The 16,832-nt window shown below is 63.8% G+C and carries 15 protein-coding genes; all 15 read left to right on the forward strand.

Annotated features, from left to right (window positions below; all coding sequences use genetic code 11):
* The first annotated feature begins 1 nt into the window (after nucleotide 1).
* The 15 genes from C8K61_RS03065 to C8K61_RS03130 all read left to right on the forward strand — a co-directional run bounded on the left by C8K61_RS03065 (nucleotide 2) and on the right by C8K61_RS03130 (nucleotide 16,829).
* Nucleotides 2-763 (forward strand): ABC transporter ATP-binding protein, encoded by a 762-nt coding sequence (locus C8K61_RS03065; RefSeq protein WP_108094691.1) that lies wholly within the window; start codon nucleotides 2-4, stop codon nucleotides 761-763.
* A complete protein-coding gene (locus C8K61_RS03070; protein ID WP_108094692.1) occupies nucleotides 760-1,956 on the forward strand; it encodes an acyl-CoA dehydrogenase family protein in 1,197 nt (398 codons plus the stop codon). The genes C8K61_RS03065 and C8K61_RS03070 overlap by 4 nt, the downstream gene beginning before the upstream one ends.
* Nucleotides 1,953-2,891, forward strand: a complete 939-nt coding sequence (locus C8K61_RS03075; protein WP_108094693.1) for a D-isomer specific 2-hydroxyacid dehydrogenase family protein — start codon at nucleotides 1,953-1,955, stop codon at nucleotides 2,889-2,891. Before C8K61_RS03070 ends, C8K61_RS03075 begins: the two co-directional genes overlap by 4 nt.
* Complete coding sequence (locus C8K61_RS03080) at nucleotides 2,888-3,700, forward strand: class II aldolase/adducin family protein (protein WP_108094694.1); 813 nt, start codon at nucleotides 2,888-2,890, stop codon at nucleotides 3,698-3,700. Before C8K61_RS03075 ends, C8K61_RS03080 begins: the two co-directional genes overlap by 4 nt.
* 11 nt (nucleotides 3,701-3,711) lie before the next feature.
* Nucleotides 3,712-4,674, forward strand: coding sequence for an ABC transporter substrate-binding protein (locus C8K61_RS03085; protein ID WP_108094695.1), 963 nt, complete (start codon nucleotides 3,712-3,714; stop codon nucleotides 4,672-4,674).
* A gap of 3 nt (nucleotides 4,675-4,677) precedes the next feature.
* Complete coding sequence (locus C8K61_RS03090; protein WP_108094696.1) at nucleotides 4,678-5,862, forward strand: dipeptidase; 1,185 nt, start codon at nucleotides 4,678-4,680, stop codon at nucleotides 5,860-5,862.
* A 648-nt stretch (nucleotides 5,863-6,510) separates the two neighbouring features.
* Nucleotides 6,511-8,100: an FAD-dependent oxidoreductase gene (locus C8K61_RS03095; protein WP_108094697.1), complete on the forward strand. Its 1,590-nt coding sequence runs from the start codon at nucleotides 6,511-6,513 to the stop codon at nucleotides 8,098-8,100.
* Between the two features lie 113 nt (nucleotides 8,101-8,213).
* Complete coding sequence (locus C8K61_RS03100; protein ID WP_108094698.1) at nucleotides 8,214-8,738, forward strand: RidA family protein; 525 nt, start codon at nucleotides 8,214-8,216, stop codon at nucleotides 8,736-8,738.
* Between the two features lie 33 nt (nucleotides 8,739-8,771).
* Complete coding sequence (locus C8K61_RS03105) at nucleotides 8,772-11,237, forward strand: TonB-dependent siderophore receptor (protein ID WP_108094699.1); 2,466 nt, start codon at nucleotides 8,772-8,774, stop codon at nucleotides 11,235-11,237.
* Entirely contained in the window at nucleotides 11,237-12,175 is a 939-nt protein-coding gene (locus tag C8K61_RS03110; protein WP_108094700.1) for an ABC transporter substrate-binding protein, read from the forward strand. Before C8K61_RS03105 ends, C8K61_RS03110 begins: the two co-directional genes overlap by 1 nt.
* Nucleotides 12,176-12,370: 195 nt before the next feature.
* Entirely contained in the window at nucleotides 12,371-13,147 is a 777-nt protein-coding gene (locus tag C8K61_RS03115) for a 2OG-Fe(II) oxygenase (protein ID WP_108094701.1), read from the forward strand.
* A 5-nt stretch (nucleotides 13,148-13,152) separates the two neighbouring features.
* The gene (locus C8K61_RS03120; RefSeq protein WP_178086412.1) at nucleotides 13,153-13,743 is read left to right on the forward strand and encodes a hypothetical protein; all 591 of its coding nucleotides are present in this window, start codon (nucleotides 13,153-13,155) and stop codon (nucleotides 13,741-13,743) included.
* Nucleotides 13,744-13,751: 8 nt separating this feature from the next.
* Entirely contained in the window at nucleotides 13,752-13,904 is a 153-nt protein-coding gene (locus C8K61_RS26915) for a hypothetical protein (RefSeq protein ID WP_256589352.1), read from the forward strand.
* Between the two features lie 62 nt (nucleotides 13,905-13,966).
* On the forward strand, nucleotides 13,967-15,496 hold the full coding sequence (locus tag C8K61_RS03125) for an MFS transporter (protein WP_108094702.1): 1,530 nt from the start codon (nucleotides 13,967-13,969) through the stop codon (nucleotides 15,494-15,496).
* The gene (locus C8K61_RS03130) at nucleotides 15,489-16,829 is read left to right on the forward strand and encodes an LLM class flavin-dependent oxidoreductase (RefSeq protein WP_178086413.1); all 1,341 of its coding nucleotides are present in this window, start codon (nucleotides 15,489-15,491) and stop codon (nucleotides 16,827-16,829) included. Before C8K61_RS03125 ends, C8K61_RS03130 begins: the two co-directional genes overlap by 8 nt.
* The last annotated feature ends 3 nt before the right edge of the window (nucleotides 16,830-16,832 follow it).

Consider the following 16,832-nt stretch of genomic DNA (forward strand, 5'->3'; position numbering starts at 1 on the left):
CATGCCTCGTGGTTCTTCGTTGGCGGCGGTGTCGGTGCGTCAGGCGGTTCGCCAGTTTGGTGGGCAGCGGATTCTCGATGGTCTGGACCTGGAAATCGGCGCCGGCCAGTTCGTTGCCTTGCTCGGCCGCAGTGGTTCGGGCAAGACCACTTTGCTGCGTGCGCTGGCCGGGCTGGACCGTATTGATGGCGGCCAGTTGCAGGTGCCGGAGGCCCGCGCGGCGGTGTTTCAGGAGCCGCGGTTGATGCCGTGGAAGCGCGCCTGGCGCAATGTCAGTTTGGGCCTGCGCGGTGCCAACCCCGAGGCGCGGGCGCAGGCGGCGATGGCCGAGGTGGGTTTGCAGCATCGCCTGTTGGCCTGGCCCGGCACCTTGTCCGGTGGTGAGGCGCAGCGGGTGGCGTTGGCGCGGGCGTTGGTGCGTGAGCCGAAGTTGCTGTTGCTCGACGAACCTTTCGCCGCGCTGGATGCCCTGACCCGCATTCGCATGCAGCAGTTGGTGCTGGAGCTGTGGCGCAAGCACGAGCCGGCGGTGTTGCTGGTTACCCATGACGTTGATGAAGCGGTGCTGCTGGCCGACCGCGTGCTGGTGTTGGACCAGGGGCGGATCGTCGAAGACCTGCATATCGCCCAGCCGCGCCCACGGGAAATCGCCACCCGCCGTTTGCAGGAGATCCGTCGCCATCTGCTCGGTTTGCTCGGTGTGGAAAGCACGCCGGAGCCAGCCCAAAGCCATTCCTTTTACCTGACCGGAACCCACCGATGACCCTTAACGCCCAACCCGCCATCGCGCTGGACAACCGTCCCGATCTGGACAGCCCGGCCTTTGCCGAGGTGCTTGCACAACTGAGCGCCGAATTCGCCGCCAGCGCCGCTCACTACGACCGCCACAGCGAGTTTCCCCACGCCAATCTCATGCGCTTGCAGCAGCTCGATCTGCTCGCCCTCACCGTGCCGCGCGAACTCGGCGGCAGTGGCGCCAGCCTGGCGCAGGCGCGGCGGGTGATCAGTGCGGTGGCCAAGGGCGAGCCATCCACCGCCCTGGTGCTGGTCATGCAGTACCTGCAACACACCCGCCTGCAAAAGAACCTGGCGTGGCCGGAATACCTGCGTTTGCGCGTGGCGCGTGAAGCGGTGGAGCAGGGCGCGCTGATCAATGCGTTGCGGGTGGAACCCGAACTGGGTACGCCGGCCCGCGGTGGTTTGCCGGCTACCCTGGCCACGCGGGTACCCGAGGGTTGGCGCCTGAATGGGCGGAAAATCTATTCCACCGGCATTCCAGGCCTGACCTGGCTGGCGGTGTGGGCGCGCAGTGATGACAGCGTGCCGCGGGTCGGTACCTGGCTGGTGCACCGCGACACGCCGGGCATCCGCATTGAGGAAACCTGGGACCACCTGGGCATGCGCGCCACCGGCAGCCACGACGTGGTGTTCGATAACGTGCTGGTGCCGTTCGACCACGCCGTCGACGTACAGCCGGCCGATGTGCCGCGCACCTCCGAACTCGATCCGTCCGGCGTGCTGTGGCTGGCGGTGTTGTTGTCGAGCATCTACGACGGCGTCGCCCGTGCCGCCCGTGATTGGCTGGTGGGTTGGCTGCGTGAACGCACGCCGGCCAACCTCGGCGCGCCGCTGGCCAGCCTGCCGCGCTTTCAGGAACTGGTGGGGCGCATCGATTCCTTGTTGCTGGCCAACCGCGTGCTGCTGGATGCAGCCGCCGAGGGCCGGGTACCGGCGGCCGAGGCCACGCAGATCAAACACCTGGTGACCAACCAGGCGATCCAGGCGGTGGCACTGGCCATCGAAGCCATCGGCAACCCGGCATTGGCGCGCAACAACCCGCTGGAGCGTCACTACCGTGACGTGCTGTGCAGCCGCATCCACACCCCGCAGGACGATGCGATTCTCGGCGCCGCCGGCCACGCTGCGTTTGCCCAGGTACCAGGAGCGCAGGTGTGAAGATTGCCAGCCAGTTGGAGCCCGGTTTTAACGCCGTGCTGCGTGATGCCTTGCCCGGGGTCGAGATCATCAATCTGCCCCGCGGCGTGCCGGCGGATCTGCCTGCTGATGTGCAGGTGTTGCTGGCCGCGCCGCATGCCGATTTTCGTAGCGCCGAGCAGCCGCCAGCCGGCTGGCCCTATGGCCTGAAACTGGTGCAACTGGTGACCTCTGGCGTCGACTTTTTCCCCGCCTGGCTGTTCGCCGGCAGCGTGCCGGTAGCTAGCTCGCGCGGCACCACCGCCGAGGCCATCGCCGAGTTTGCCCTGGCGAGTATTTTCGCCGCCGCCAAGCAGTTACCTGCGCTATGGATCAGCGATGCCGAGCAGTGGCAGCAACGGCCTCTGGCGACTGTCGCTGGTAGTACGTTGGGGCTGTTTGGCTTTGGTGCGATTGCCCGCAGCACCGCACTCAAGGCTCAGGCCTTGGGTATGCAGGTGCTGGCCCTGCGCCGTTCAGCGCAGCCGTTTGATCTGCCGGGTGTGCAGCGGGTTGCGCAGGTGCGCGAGCTGTTTGCCCGTGCCGACCATGTGCTGCTGGCCGCCCCGGCAACTGACGAAACGCACCACGTCATCAACCACCAGGTGCTGGCCGCCGCCAAGCCTGGGCTGCACCTGATCAACATCGCCCGCGGCAGCCTGATCGATCAGGACGCCTTGCGCGTTGCCCTCGACAACGGCCAGGTAAGCCTGGCCAGCCTGGATGTTGCCGACCCCGAGCCGCTGCCCGCTGGTCATTGGTTGTACCGCCACCCACGGGTGCGGTTGTCGCCGCACACCTCGGCGAATTCGCCGCAGGTGTACCTGAATATCGCCGCACTGCTGGCGCGCAATATCGCGCAGTTGGGCAGTGGCCTGGCCTTGCACAATCCCGTGTCCGGAGCCCCCGCACCATGAGCGTATTTCCCAAGCCGTCGGCCTATGGTTTGCAGCGCGACGGCCATACCGTGTTCCGCTGGCAGCACCCGCCGCAGCAAGCGACGTACGCTGCTGAGCGCTTGCTGCGGCGTCAGCGTCTGGCCGCTGCCTTTCGCCTGTTTGCCCGCTACGGTTTCGACATGGGGGGCGCGGGCCATATCACCGTGCGCGACCCGGAGTTTCCCGAACATTTCTGGGTTAACCCGGTGGGCGTGTATTTCGGCCATATCCGCGTCAGCGACCTGCTGCTGGTCAACCCCGATGGCGAGATTGTCGAAGGCGAGGGCTCGCTGAACCTCGCCGCCTTCGCCATTCATGCAGCGCTGCACCACGCCCGCCCGGACGTGGTGGCCGCCGCCCATGCCCATTCGTTGTACGGAAAAGCCTGGTCCAGCCTCGGCCGTTTGCTCGACCCGCTGACCCAGGACGCCTGCGCCTTTTATGAAAAGCACGCGCTGTTCGACAACTTCAGCGGCGTGGTGCTGGAGGCCAGCGAAGGCGCGCGAATTGCCGCCACCTTGGGCGCCCACAACGTCGCGCTGATTCTGCAGAACCACGGTTTGCTCACCGTCGGCGAAACCGTGGAGGCGGCGGTGTGGCGTTTTATCGCCCTCGACAACGCCGCCCACAGCCAGTTGCTGGCCGAAGCCGCCGGCACCCCGAAACCGATTCCGCCCGACGTCGCCCGGCACACCGCCGGCCAGGTCGGCACCGAATTCGGCAGCTGGTTTGCCCTGCAGTCGCACTGGGACCGTCTGGTGCGCGAAGAGCCCGATTTTCTTGAGTAAAGGATTGCCGCATGAACCGTCGTCAATTTATCCAACGCTCGGCCATCGTCGGCCTTGGCAGCGCCTTGCCCTGGCAGCTGGTACAGAGCGCGGAGGCCTGGCAGGGCGCCAGTCTGCACGTGGCCACCTACAAGGGTGCGGCACCTACTTTTTTTAAAGAAGCCGGCATCCAGCCGGCGCCGTACCCGGTGAAATACGCCGAATTCACCGGCGGTAATCTGGCCTTCGAAGCGCTGGTCAGCGGTACCCTCGACATCGCGCCGATGAGTGAGATTCCGCCGATTTTCGGCATCAAGAATGACGCGCCGGTAAAGCTGATCGCAGTGCTGACCGGCGATGTAAACAACCAGGCGATCATCGTGCCCAAGGGCTCGCGAATCGAAAACCTCAGCCAGCTGCGGGGCAAACGTATCGGCTATATCCGCTCCACCACCTCGCACTTTTTGCTGCTCAAGGCGCTGCAGGAACAGGGCCTGAGTTTTGCCGATATCACGCCTATGGCGCTGACCCCGCAGGACGGTTTTGCCGCCTTTCAGAACGGCAATCTGGATGCCTGGGTGACCTACGGCTATTTCATCCAACTGGCCGAACTGCGCAGCGGCGCGCGGGTGCTGCGCACCGGGCAGGGGTACCTGTCGGGCAACTACGTGATTGCCGCCAATGCCCAGGCGATTGCCGACCCGAAAAAACACGCAGCGATCACCGATTACATCCTGCGTGAGTACCACACCTGGCAATGGATTCAGCACCATCCCGAGGAGTGGGCGGCGAAAAGCGAGCAGATCCTCGGCATTCCCAAAGAGGTGTTTATCGCCCAGTTCAAAGCGCAGAGCGGGCCACGCATTCTGCAGCCGGTGGACGATGCCGCCGTGCGCTCGCAGCAAGAAGTGGCCGACCTGTTTCACCAGGCCGGTGTGCTGCCCAATGCTCTGGATGTGTCGCCCCTCTGGGACCGCAGTTTTCGTTGGGGTTGACCGATGCCAGATATTCGCCACGGCCTGGCACTGACGTTGCTGCTGGCCGCTAGCGCGCAGGCCGCCGATACGCCTCGGCCGATGCTGCTCGACAGCCACCTCGACACGCCCATGCACCTGGCCCGTCCGGGCTGGGATATCACCGCCCGCCACCGCTATGCCGATGATCTGTCTCAGGTGGACCTGCCGCGTATGCGCGATGGCGGTCTGGACGGTGGTTTCTGGGCGATCTTCACCCCGCAGGGGCCGCGCACCGATGAAGGTCGCACCCTGGCCAGTGAACATGGCCTGGCGGTGCTGACGCGGATTCGCGACATGGTCGCCACCCACCCGCAGGACTTAGAACTGGCCCTCACGGCTGACGATGCGAGGCGTATAAGCGCAGCGGGCAAACGGGTGGTGTTTATCTCGATGGAAAACGCCGAGCCGTTGGCGGCTGATCCGGGGCGTTTGCTCACCTATCAGCGCCTGGGGTTGCGCATGCTCGGTTTGGTGCACGCGGCCAACAACAGCTTCGCCGACTCGGCCACGGCTTTGCCGGAGTGGCATGGGCTGAGTGCACAGGGCCGGGAGCTGGTGAGCGAGGCCAATCGGTTGGGGATTGTGCTGGATGTGTCCCATGCCTCGGATGCCACTTTTGACCAGGTGTTGGCCTTGTCGCGGGCGCCGGTGATCGCCTCGCACTCGGGTAGCCGTGTGGTGGCGGCCAGCCCACGCAATCTGGATGACGGGCGTTTGCGGCGGTTGGCGGCGCAGGGTGGGGTGGTGGCGATCAACAGTTTTGGCAGTGATCTGATCAGTAGGCGACCGAACCCGATGCGCGATAAGGCGTTGGCGCCGTTGTATCGGGAGTTTCGCAATGCGGCGGCGCTGAGTCCGGCGCAGGTGGCGGAGTTGGCGGGGCGCATTCGCGCGGCTGAGGCGTTGTATCCGCAGCAGCGGGCGGGGTTTGAGGATTTCATCAGCCATTTGTTGCATGTGTTGGCGGTGGTGGGGCCTGAGCATGTGGGTATTGGTGCGGATTGGGATGGTGGCGGTGGAGTGGAGGGGATGGAGGATGTCAGTCAGTTGCCGAGGATTCGGCAGCGGCTGCTGGCGGCTGGGTACAGTGAGGGGGATGTGGGGAATATTTTTTCGGGGAATTTGTTGAGGGTGGTGGCGAGTGTTCAGCAGCGTGCTGGGCCGTAGGGCGCTCGAATTACCGCCTTACGCGCGGTGCTTTTGTAGGGGGTGCTCCGCGCACCGGCTTTTGCTTTTGAAGTTTCGGTGTTCTTTTTTATCGCGTGCGCTGGGCGTTTGGTTTCGCGCCTTACGCGCGAGTCACTTTGCCAGTCGCCGCAAAGTAACCAAAGGGCTTGCCCCCACCTCGGCCCTCCGCTGCGCTGCGGGTCGTCTCGCGCCATCGCCGTTCCAGGGGCCGACTAGGCGTCCCCGTCATGACAGGCCGTCCCTGGCCCATCGTTCCTTTCGCGGCATCCCTGCCGCTCAACCCTTTACACGGCGATTCTGCTCGGCCTTCGCCCAAGGGGCGGCTAGATCACGAGCCAGATCACGATCAAAGGCCATCGCGGCGCTTCTGTAGGAGCGGCTTTAGCCGCGATGCTTTTGGATCTGTTTCTCGGCTTCTTTTGTTATGCATTTCTTGCAGTTTGCGGTCTTCGTAAGATTAAACAATTTAATATTTGCATATGCCTAAAATGTATTTCTCTCATTTTATTTCCGTCAGTAGGATGGCTCCCATAGATGAATTTAGCAGCCTAAGCGCAACGGTCTATAACAATGCGCGATATAGGTTGCCGGGCCGTTAAGGCTTGCCGTGAACAGGGAGTGACAGGGATGCCGTTGAGTAGAAGAGCATTGATTGCACGGGTCGCCGCTGTGGGTGGTTACCGTGCGGCCTATGCCGCGATGGGGGCGTTGGGGTTGTTGACGCCTGGGTTTGGCCAGGCTGCCAGCGGTCAGGAAAGTTATGCGGCGTTGCCGTCGGCGCAGGTTGGCAAGGGCGCTCGGGTGGTGGTGATTGGTGCCGGTATCGGTGGCCTGGTCAGTGCCTTTGAGCTGCGCAAGGCGGGGTTTCAGGTGACTGTGCTGGAAGCCCGTGACCGGGTCGGTGGGCGCAATTGGACGCTGCGTAAGGGCGACCGTGTGGAGTACACCGACGGCACCGTGCAGGTGGCCAATTTTGCTGACGGGTTTTATTTCAATGCCGGGCCGGCGCGCTTGCCCAGTCACCATCAGTTGATGCTCGGCTACTGCCGCGAACTGGGGGTGGAGTTGGAGGTGTTGGTCAATACCAGCCGCAATGCCCTGGTACGGCCCAACCTCGCCGAACCGCCGATGCAGATCCGGCAGGCGGTGAATGACAGCCGTGGGCATATCGCTGAGTTGCTGGCCAAGGCGGTCAATCGCCAGGCGCTGAATGCCGAGCTCACTGCCGATGACCAGCGCGCCCTGTTGCAGTTTTTGCGCACCTTTGGCGATTTGTCGGAGAAGCTTGAGTACCTCGGTTCCGCCCGTTCCGGCTACAAGGTCTGGCCCGGCGCCGGTGAGCAGGTGGCGGAGAAAAATGCCCCGTTGCCGCTGCGCACGTTGCTCAATCCGGCGTTGGCCAACGCCTTGATGATCGATGAATACCCGGAGTTTTCACCGACCATGTTCCAGCCTGTCGGCGGCATGGACCGGATTCCCAAAGCGTTCGAAAAACACCTGGGTGGCGCTTTGCGCCTGAGCGCTGAAGTACGCGCGATTCACAACCAGGATGACGGTGTGCAGGTGGCCTATCTCGACCGTAAAAGCGGCCGTGAACACACCTTGCAGGCGGACTTTGCAGTGGTGGCCTTGCCGCTGCCGTTGCTGGCCAAGCTCGACACCAATTTCACTGCCCCTGTGCAGCAAGCCATCGGTGCCGTGCAGTTCGGCTACGCCAACAAGGTGGCCTGGCAATCGCGGCGTTTCTGGGAGCGCGATTATCAGATTTATGGCGGCCTGTCGTTTCTCAACCAGGAGGCTTCCGGGCTCTGGTACCCCAGCGGTGGGTTCAATCAGGAGCAGGGTATTTTGATTGCCGCTTACAACAACGGCGAAACCGCGCGGGTGTTTGGCGAGAAGAGTATTGCCGAGCAGATTGCCGCCTCCAAGCAAGCAGTAGAGCTGCTGCACCCCGGCCATTCCGCCGAGCTGCGTAACCCGCTGGCGGTGGCCTGGAGCCGGATTCCGTACAACCTCGGGCCGTGGATCAATCATGAAGTCGCCGAGCCGGCCTACAGCCTGCTCAACCAGGCCCAGGGCCGTATTCACCTGACCAGCGATGGCCTGGCCCACAGCGGTGTCGGCATCTGGCAGGAGGCGGCCGCCGGTGCCGCGCGCCGGGTGGTGCGCAACCTGTTCGAGCGGGTGCAAACCACGCCACTGCGGCAAACGGCCTGAACCCGCCGCGCCACTGTTTCACGTAACACATAGCTAGCAGTAAAAAACCAACAACCACGATGTGCCAGGTAGCGGACCTCCGAGGCTGGCGATAAAGACCTTGGAGTATTGCCATGCCTTTCAATAAAGCCCTGCTGGGGTTGGGGATCCTATGCGCCGCCGGTGTCGGTATCAGCCATGCCGCCGGTATCGAACGGGTGCCGTCCACCTACCCGAACTCACCGATTCTGCAAGCGGTGACGCTGCCGGGGAACGGCCAACTGACCTACCTGTCCGGGATTCTGCCCGACCCGGTGGACGCCAAAGCCGCCAAGGATGACCTGCGCGCCGCTGGCACCACCGAGCAGCAGACCGTGGTGGTGTTTCGCAAGATCGAAGCGGTGCTGGCCCAACGCGGCCTGACTCTCGGCGATGTGGTGCAGCTGCGGGTGTACCTGGTCGGTGACCCGGCCAAGGGCGGGCGCCTGGATTTCGATGGCCTGCAAGCCGGCTTCCGGCAGTTTTTCGGCACCGACAAACAGCCCCTGAAACCGGCGCGCACCACGGTGCAGGTCGCAGGTCTGGTGCTGCCCGGCGCCTTGATCGAAGTCGAAGCCGTCGCCGCCACTGCAACGCCCACCAGCAGCCCAAAAAACTAAATGCCCCAGGCGCTTTAAACAGGAAGTTTTTCAATGCGTACTGTGTTCAGTAAAACCTTTGCCTTGTCTTCTCTCAGCGCTGCCTTGCTGGCAGCGGGTATGCCGGTGACTGCGCTGGCCGATGACCCGACCCTCGATACCGTGGTGGTTACCGGCGTACGCGGCAGCACGCCGCGCACTGTCACCGACAGCCCGGCCCCCATCGATGTGATCACTGCCGAGCAACTGGAAAAAACCGGTCAGAACGGCCTCAAGGACATCCTCACTCGCCTGCTGCCTTCGTTCAACGCGCCGACCATCAACGGCGGTGGCACCGCGTTTCTGGTGCGTGGCATCAGCATGCGTGGCCTGGGCGGTGACCAGGTGCTGATTCTGGTCAACGGCAAGCGCCGGCATAACACCGCGATGATCAACAACAACGCCCGCGTCGGTACCGCCGCAGTGCCGGTCGACCTCGACCTGATTCCCACTGCGGCCATCGAACGCATCGAAGTGCTACGCGATGGCGCGGCGGCCCAATATGGCTCCGACGCGATTGCCGGGGTGATCAACATCATCCTTAAAAAGGACGACTCCGGCGTTACCTCCGACAGCTCGCTCGGCCAGTACTACAGCGGCGACGGCACCACCGGCCACGAAGCGGCCAACCTCGGTACCACCCTCGGCGATGGCGGCTTTTTCAACCTGTCGTTCGATGCCAAGTCGCAGGAGCCCTATGACCGCGCCGGCTCGGTGGAAGGCAATTTCGGCCCGCTGTGGGACGGCTCGCCCGACCCGCGTACCAGCCAGACCCACGGTTGGGGCGAGGAGTACGGCCTCGGCCGTGACCGCACCGCCAGCACCGCTTACAACCTCGAACTGCCGCTGCAGAACGACGTGACCCTGTATTCGTTCTCCACCTTCAGCTACCGCGACGGCAAAAAAGTGCTCGGCCACCGCGCGCCTACCGACATCACCGCGATGGTCGGCAACACCGATGGCCAGCCGTACCCGAAAGGCGGCCAGGCCACCCGTGAGGTGAAGGAAACCGACTACCAGTTCGCCGTCGGCGGCAAAGGCGTGGTGGCCGACTGGGATTGGGACCTGTCCACCACCTACGGCCGCGACAAGGCCAAGCTGTACACCGACAACAACCTGAACATTTCCAACGGCCCGGATTTCAGCCAGCAGCGCTTCCACCTGGCCGATGAAACCTTCGACCAGTGGACCAACAACCTCGACTTCACCCGGGGCCTGGACATCGGCTGGAGCAGCCCGCTGGAAACGTCGTTCGGTATCGAATACCGCTGGGAAAAATTCGAACTGGGCGAGGGCGAGCCGAACTCCTACAACTACGGCAACTACGTGATTCCCACGGGCCAATACGCCGGGCGCCGGCCAGACCCAGGCCTGTTTTCGGTCAACGGCACCAGCCCGGAAGACGCCAACGCCAAGATCCGCCACAGCGGTGCGGCCTATGTCGACTTCGGCCTGAACATCACCTCCAAGTGGTACGCCGCCTTCGCCTTGCGCCAGGAGCAGTACAACCAGGACATCGGCGAAACCACCAGCGGCAAGTTCACCACCCGCTACGAGTTCCTGCCGGGCTACGCGGTGCGTGGCGCGGTGAGCAACGGTTTCCGCGCGCCATCCCTGGCGCAGAACGCCTTCTCGGCCACCAGCTCGGTCACCCAGTTCCTCGGCGGTGGCGTGACCACCACTGCGCGAACCAAGCAGATGCGCCCGGATTCGCCGGAAGCCATCGCCCTTGGCGCCGATACCCTGAAACCGGAAAAGTCGCGCAACTACAGCCTTGGTTTTACCGCCGAGCCCATCGAGCGCCTGCGCTTTACCGCCGACCTGTACCTGATCGATATCGACGACCGCATTCTGCAAACCGGGATTCTCTCCGGCACCAAGGTCTCGGACATCCTCGAAGCCAACGGCCTGCCGCGTAACCTGTCCGGGCAGTACTTCGCCAACGCCGCCGACACCCGCACCAAGGGTATCGACCTGGTGCTCGACTACAGCCAGAACTTTGGTGAGTACGGCCTGGCGAAATGGAGCGTGGCCTACAACCACAACAAGACCACCATTCGTGATCTGGCCGAGACGCCGTCGGAGCTGTCCAGCCTGGGTTCGGGTTATGTGTTGTTCGACCGCCAGCAGCAGATCGACCTGACCAAGGCCACGCCCAAGGACAAATGGATTCTGTCCACCAACTACCGCCTCGACGACTGGAACGTCAGCCTGGCCTTCAGCCGTTACGGCGAATACACCGAGGGCAACAACAACCCGGCGAATGACCGCACCTTCAGCCCGAAATGGATCACCGACATCGACATTGCCTACGACCTCAGCCAGAACGTCACCGTGGCCGTGGGTGCCAACAACCTGTTCGATGAATACCCGGACAGCATCGGCATCGTGCCGTGGGCCGGCACTTACGAGTACGGCATGTTCTCGCCCTATGGCCTGGGTGGCGGTTACTACTACGGCCGCTTGAGCCTGGCGTTCTGATGAAAATCGCCTCCCTGCTACTGGCCACGTTGCTGGTCCTTGCCCCGGCGGTTCGCGGTGAGGAACTGCTGCGGGTGTCGAGCCAGAAAGCCTCGCTGAAAATCCTCCTGGAAGCGGCGGGTGAGCTAAAGGATCTGCCGTACCGCATCGAGTTCGCCTCGTTCGGTGCGGCGGCGCCCACGGCCGAAGCGCTGGCCGCCGGCGCGGTGGATATCGGCACCCTGGGCGATGCGCCGTTCGTGTTCGCCGCCGGCGCCGGCGCGCCGCTGAAAACCGTCGGCGTGGTGCGCGTGCAGGTCACGCAGACGGCGGTGGCCATCGTGGTCAACCAGGATTCGCCGCTGCAGGATGCGGCCAGCCTGAAGGGCAAGAAGATCACCACCACCCGCGGCTCCATCGGCCATTACCTGGCCCTGGCGGCCCTGCGGGGGGCGGGGCTGACCGGCAAGGATGCGCAGTTCATTTTCCTCCAGCCGGCTGAGTCCCGTGGCCTGTTGGCCAATGGTGAAGCGGATGCCTGGGCCACCTGGGACCCCTACACCAGCATGAGCCAGATCGAGGGCGGCACGCGGGTGTTGGTCAGTGGCGAGGGCCTGTTCGCCGGCAACATGTTGCTGGTGGCCAACGACGCGGCGATTCGCGACAAACCAGCGCTGCTGCGCGACTTCCTGCAGCGCCTGGGCCGCGCTTATGTCTGGGCCAACGCCCACGAACCACAGTTCTCCGCCATTCAGGCGCACTACAGCGGCCTTCCGGTGGAGATCCACAGCCGTTCCAACCGCTACTCGCAACCGCACCGCATCGCCATCGATGCCGAGGTGGTGAGTGACGTGCAACGCACCGCTGACCTGTACCGCGCCGAAGGGATCATCAGCGCGCCATTCGCAGCCAGTAATTTTTTCGCCCCGCAGTTCAACGAGGAAAACCCACCTCCCTAAATCGACACAAAACCTGTAGGAGCGGCTTCAGCCGCGATGCTCTTTGCGCGGGTACGCCGTTTCCAGGTCCGCCAATCGCGGCCAACCGGACCGGCCGCTCCTACAGGAAGCACTGCCCGCAAGACCTGAGTTGCCCGTGACGCAACCCGCTGTTGGTCGACCATCCATTCCATCCAGGGACGTTCAGGAGTCTGTATGTTCACCACCCTTACTGCCGATCAGCTACAACCCGGGCACATCGCCGATGTGTTGCACAAACGCTCTTACGGGGTTCGTCTCAAGGGCTTCTGCCCACCGGACACCGTGCAACTCGCCCGCGAACGGCTGCCACGCCATGAGCTGCGTGGCACCTTCAGCGAGCAACAGGAATTCAACCGCCTGGGCAAGGCCTATATCGAGATCGGCGACGAGCAAAGTCGCCAGGAGTACCACGCCCAGGCGCTGAGCAATATTCGCAAGATCCGCAACACCTTCCGCCCGTTGGCTTCGCCCATCGATGAGCTGCGCCTGTTGCTCGACGAGGTGTGGCCAAAGGGCGCGCGGCTGCTGGATGTGAACGGCGAAAAATGCTTTGTCGGCATCGCCCGTTTTCAAGGCAGTGGCGTCGACCTGACGCCGCACACCGACAACCTCGAACGCAACGCGCCGACTGACCACGAGCCGCGTCTGCTCACCCAGCTGTCGACCAACATCTACCTGGAAATTCCCGAGGACGGCGGCGAGCTGGAAATCTGGGGCATCGAGCCGGACGAAGCGCAGTACGAACGCCTGCGCGGCACCCGCGCCTATGGCATCGAGCGCGACCTGCTGCCACCGCCGGATTTCGTCATCAAACCCGAGCCCGGCGACCTGATTCTGCTCAACCCGCGGCTGATCCATGCCGTGCGGCCGTCGGCCACCAGCACGCGGGTAACCCTCGGCGTGTTCATCGGCTATTTCGGCGACGACCAACCTTTGGCCTATTGGAGCTAACGACCATGAGCGACGTAGAAGCGATCAACCTCAAAGCCTATTTCAACAAGGGTGGCGAAGAGCTGGATTTCACCGGCAAGCGCTGCGTACTGGCAGTCAGCGTCGGCCAGGAATACCACGAAGAGCAAAAGCTCAGCTCCACCGTGCACCTGATCAACAAGTCCGGTTTCAGCGAGGTGAAAGTGGTGGTGGCCGACACCCTGCAACGCCACAACAAACACGGCAAGGCGCCGGGTCTGGCGCTGTCGGCGGCGATTCGTGATGGCGATGCCTGGATCAAGCGCAACCGTAAATACCTCGACGGCCTGGAAGCCAAGGTGACCATCAGCCGCTGGAACGAAGAGCTGGCTTCCGACCGTTATGCGGCGCTGCGCCAGCAAGTCAACGAGGTGTACGCCGAGCCGAACAGCCCGCTGCGCGACGCCATCGACACCACCATCGGTGTGTTCATCGAGCGCCTGTTGCTGCGTGACCCGGCAGCCGACACCCAGCAGGCCGCCGCCAGTGCCGCGAATACATCCTCGAAGAAATCCCGATCATCCTGCCGCTGTGGGCCGAGCAGGGCTACGACTTCATCATTTACCCGCAGCAGATGACCCATGCCATGGCCACTGCCCGCGCGTTGCTGATCGAGCCGGTGGCGCCTGAGCGGGTGCATTGGCTGCCGCTGAAATTCAAGAAACGCGGCATCCCGATTCCGTTCAGCTTGCCCGGTGTGGTGCACCCGGCGTGGTCGCACACGGCGGTGGCGGTTTAACTGTTTTGTCCCTGTGCGGGTGGCCGTGCCGCCCGTTTTTTCGGTTTATTCAGGAGTAGTCCATGGGCGTTTTTGCGCAACAGCAACGCAAATGGTGGGCCTTGTTTGGCGTCAGCATTGCCAGCTTTCTCGGCTGCGTCGATTTCACCATCGTCAACACCGCATTGCCGGCCTTGCAGGCCGATCTCGGAACTTCCGTGGACAGCCTGCAGTGGGTGATCAATGGCTTCATTCTGGCGCTGTCGAGTTTTATGGTGCTGGTCGGTCGGCTGGCCGATTTATATGGGCGCAAGCGGGTGCTGTTTATCGGCCTGAGCGTGTTCGGCCTGGCCTCGCTGGCCGCAGGGTTGGCCCGTGGCATCGACTTGCTGATCGCCGCGCGTGTGGCGCAAGGCCTGGCCTGTGCGGTGCTGTACACCGCCTCGGGCGCCATCGTCGCCAACGCCTTTCCTGCCCACGAGCAGGGCCGCGCGTTTGGCGTGCTGTTCAGCGTCAACGGCGTGGGCCTGGCCAGCGGCCCGGTGCTCGGCGGGGTGATCGCCAGCGCGTTTGGCTGGCAATGGATTTTTCTCCTCAACGTGCCGTTTGTTCTGCTCAGCCTGGCAATCTGCAGCCTGGCGGTGGACGAGTCACGCGGCGAGCAACAAGGCCTGGATGGCTGGGGTGCATTGCTGTTGCTGATCGGTTTGCCGAGCCTGGTATTGCTGATCGTGCAGGGCGGCGCCTGGGGTTGGGCGTCGGCGTACAGCTTGGGTTTGCTGGCGGTGGCGGTGTTGGCACTGGCGGCGTTTATTCAGGTGGAACGACGGGTAACGGCACCGATTGTCGACCTGGCGCTGTTTGCCAATCGGCGCTTTGTCGCGGCGGTGGTCGCCAGCTTTTCCCTGGCGGTGTTCTATTGCCTGGCGTTTTTTGTGATGCCGCTGTACCTGGCGCTGATTCGTGGCGACAGCGTGCAAACCAGCGGCCTGTTGCTGCTGCCAACCACTCTTGGAGTGGCGGTGTTGTCGCCGGTGGTCGGCCGCCTGGTCGACCGCAAAGGCCCGGGTTTATTGATCCAGGCCGGGCTGGCGTTGTTCGTGCTGTCCGCCGTGCTGCAAGCCGGCTTCGACACCCATACCTCGCTGGCCTACCTGCTCGGTGCCTTCGGCCTGATGGGCCTCGGTTGGGCGTGCATTCTCGGGCCATCGACGGTGCTGGGCATGACCTCGGTGCCCGCACAGATCAGTTCAGTGGCCATGGGCTCGCTGATGACCTTGCACAACATCGGTGGCGGCCTGGGCCTGGCGATTGGCGTAGGCCTGTACCGCCGCTTTGCTGCCGCGGATCTGGCGCAAACCAGTGGTGCCGGCACGGCCAGCTGGGTGGACGCCGCCGTGGCGCAGCCGGAGCAGGGCGTGGTTTTGTTGAGCCAGCACCTGGGGCAGGCGCCGGAGCTTCTCCAGGGCTGGGTGCAGCAGGCGTTTCTACACGGCTACCAGGCGGTGATGGTGTTCCTCGCCCTGGTGTTGGCGAGTGCGTTGGCCAGCGTGTTGCTGCTGTTGCGCCGACAAAACCAAGCGGTGGAAAGCGCGGAGCACGCCCATGGCTAATGCCGATGGGCGCTTGCGCCTGGGTGCGTTTTTATCTGGCTCCGGCGCCCACACCGGCGCCTGGCGCCACCCGCAGGCGGATGCCGATGCCTCGCTCAACGTGCAACGCTACCAGCACTACGCGCAAACCCTGGAGCGCGGCTGCTTCGATGCGCTGTTTCTGAATGACAACGTCAGCGTTGGTGAACTGGCCGCCGAAGCCCTGGCACGTGGGCCGTACAGCCTGCGCTGGGACCCGCTGATTCTGCTGCCGGCGCTGGCCATGGTGACCCGCCATATCGGCCTGATCGCCACCGCCAACACCAGCTACAACCAGCCCTACAACCTGGCGCGCAGCTTCGCCTCGCTGGACCAACTGTCCAACGGCCGTGCCGGCTGGAATCTGGTGACCGCGCTGGTCGGCGGCGAAAACTTCAACCACGAGCAACCCCTGGCCCATGCCGAGCGTTACCAGCGTGCCGAAGAGTTTCTGCAAGTGGTGACCGGCCTGTGGGACAGCTGGGCCGACGATGCCTTTCCCCTGGATAAAAGCAGCGGCGCCTGGCTGGATGTCGAGCGCATGCACGTGCTCAACCACCGCGGCCCGCACTTCCAGGTGCAAGGCCCGCTGAATGCGCCGCGGCCGGTGCAGGGCTGGCCGGTGATTGCCCAGGCCGGCTCCTCCGAAGCCGGTCGCGAGCTGGCGGCGCGTGGTGCCGAACTGGTATTTACCGCGCAGCAAACCCTCGGCGAGGCGCAGGCGTTTTACGCCGACTTGCAGCAGCGCCTGGCGGCTTATGGGAGAGCGGAAAACAGCCTGAAGATCTTCCCCGGCGTATCGCCCATCGTTGGCCGCAGCGCCAGCGAGGCGCAAGAAAAACACCAGCAATTGCTCGAACTGGTCGACCCGCGTGCGGCGCTAAAACAGCTGAGTTTTTTGCTCGACCTGGGCATCGACCTCAGCACCTTGGCGCTGGACGCACCGGTGCCGCTGCCGGCCGAGGTGCCGAGCACCGAACGGCATAAAAGCCGTCAGCAGCTGGTGGTTGAACTGATTCGCCGCGAGCAGCCAAACGTCGGCCAACTGCTGCGCACGCTGGGCGCGGGCGGCCATCGCGTGCTAGTCGGCACGCCCACGCAGATCGTCGACGAACTAGCGTGCTGGTACCACGAAGGCGCGGCCGATGGCTTCAATATCCTCTTCACCCATTTGCCGGGTGGGGTGGATGATTTTATCGGGCTGGTGGTGCCGGAACTGCAACGCCAGGGGCTGTTTCGCCAGCAGTACGAAGGCCGCACCCTGCGGGAAAATCTCGGCTTGGCGCGGGTCGCCAATCGCCATTTTCCCGCATGAGGC

This window comes from Pseudomonas sp. GV071, assembly GCF_003050835.1.
Taxonomy (GTDB): domain Bacteria; phylum Pseudomonadota; class Gammaproteobacteria; order Pseudomonadales; family Pseudomonadaceae; genus Aquipseudomonas.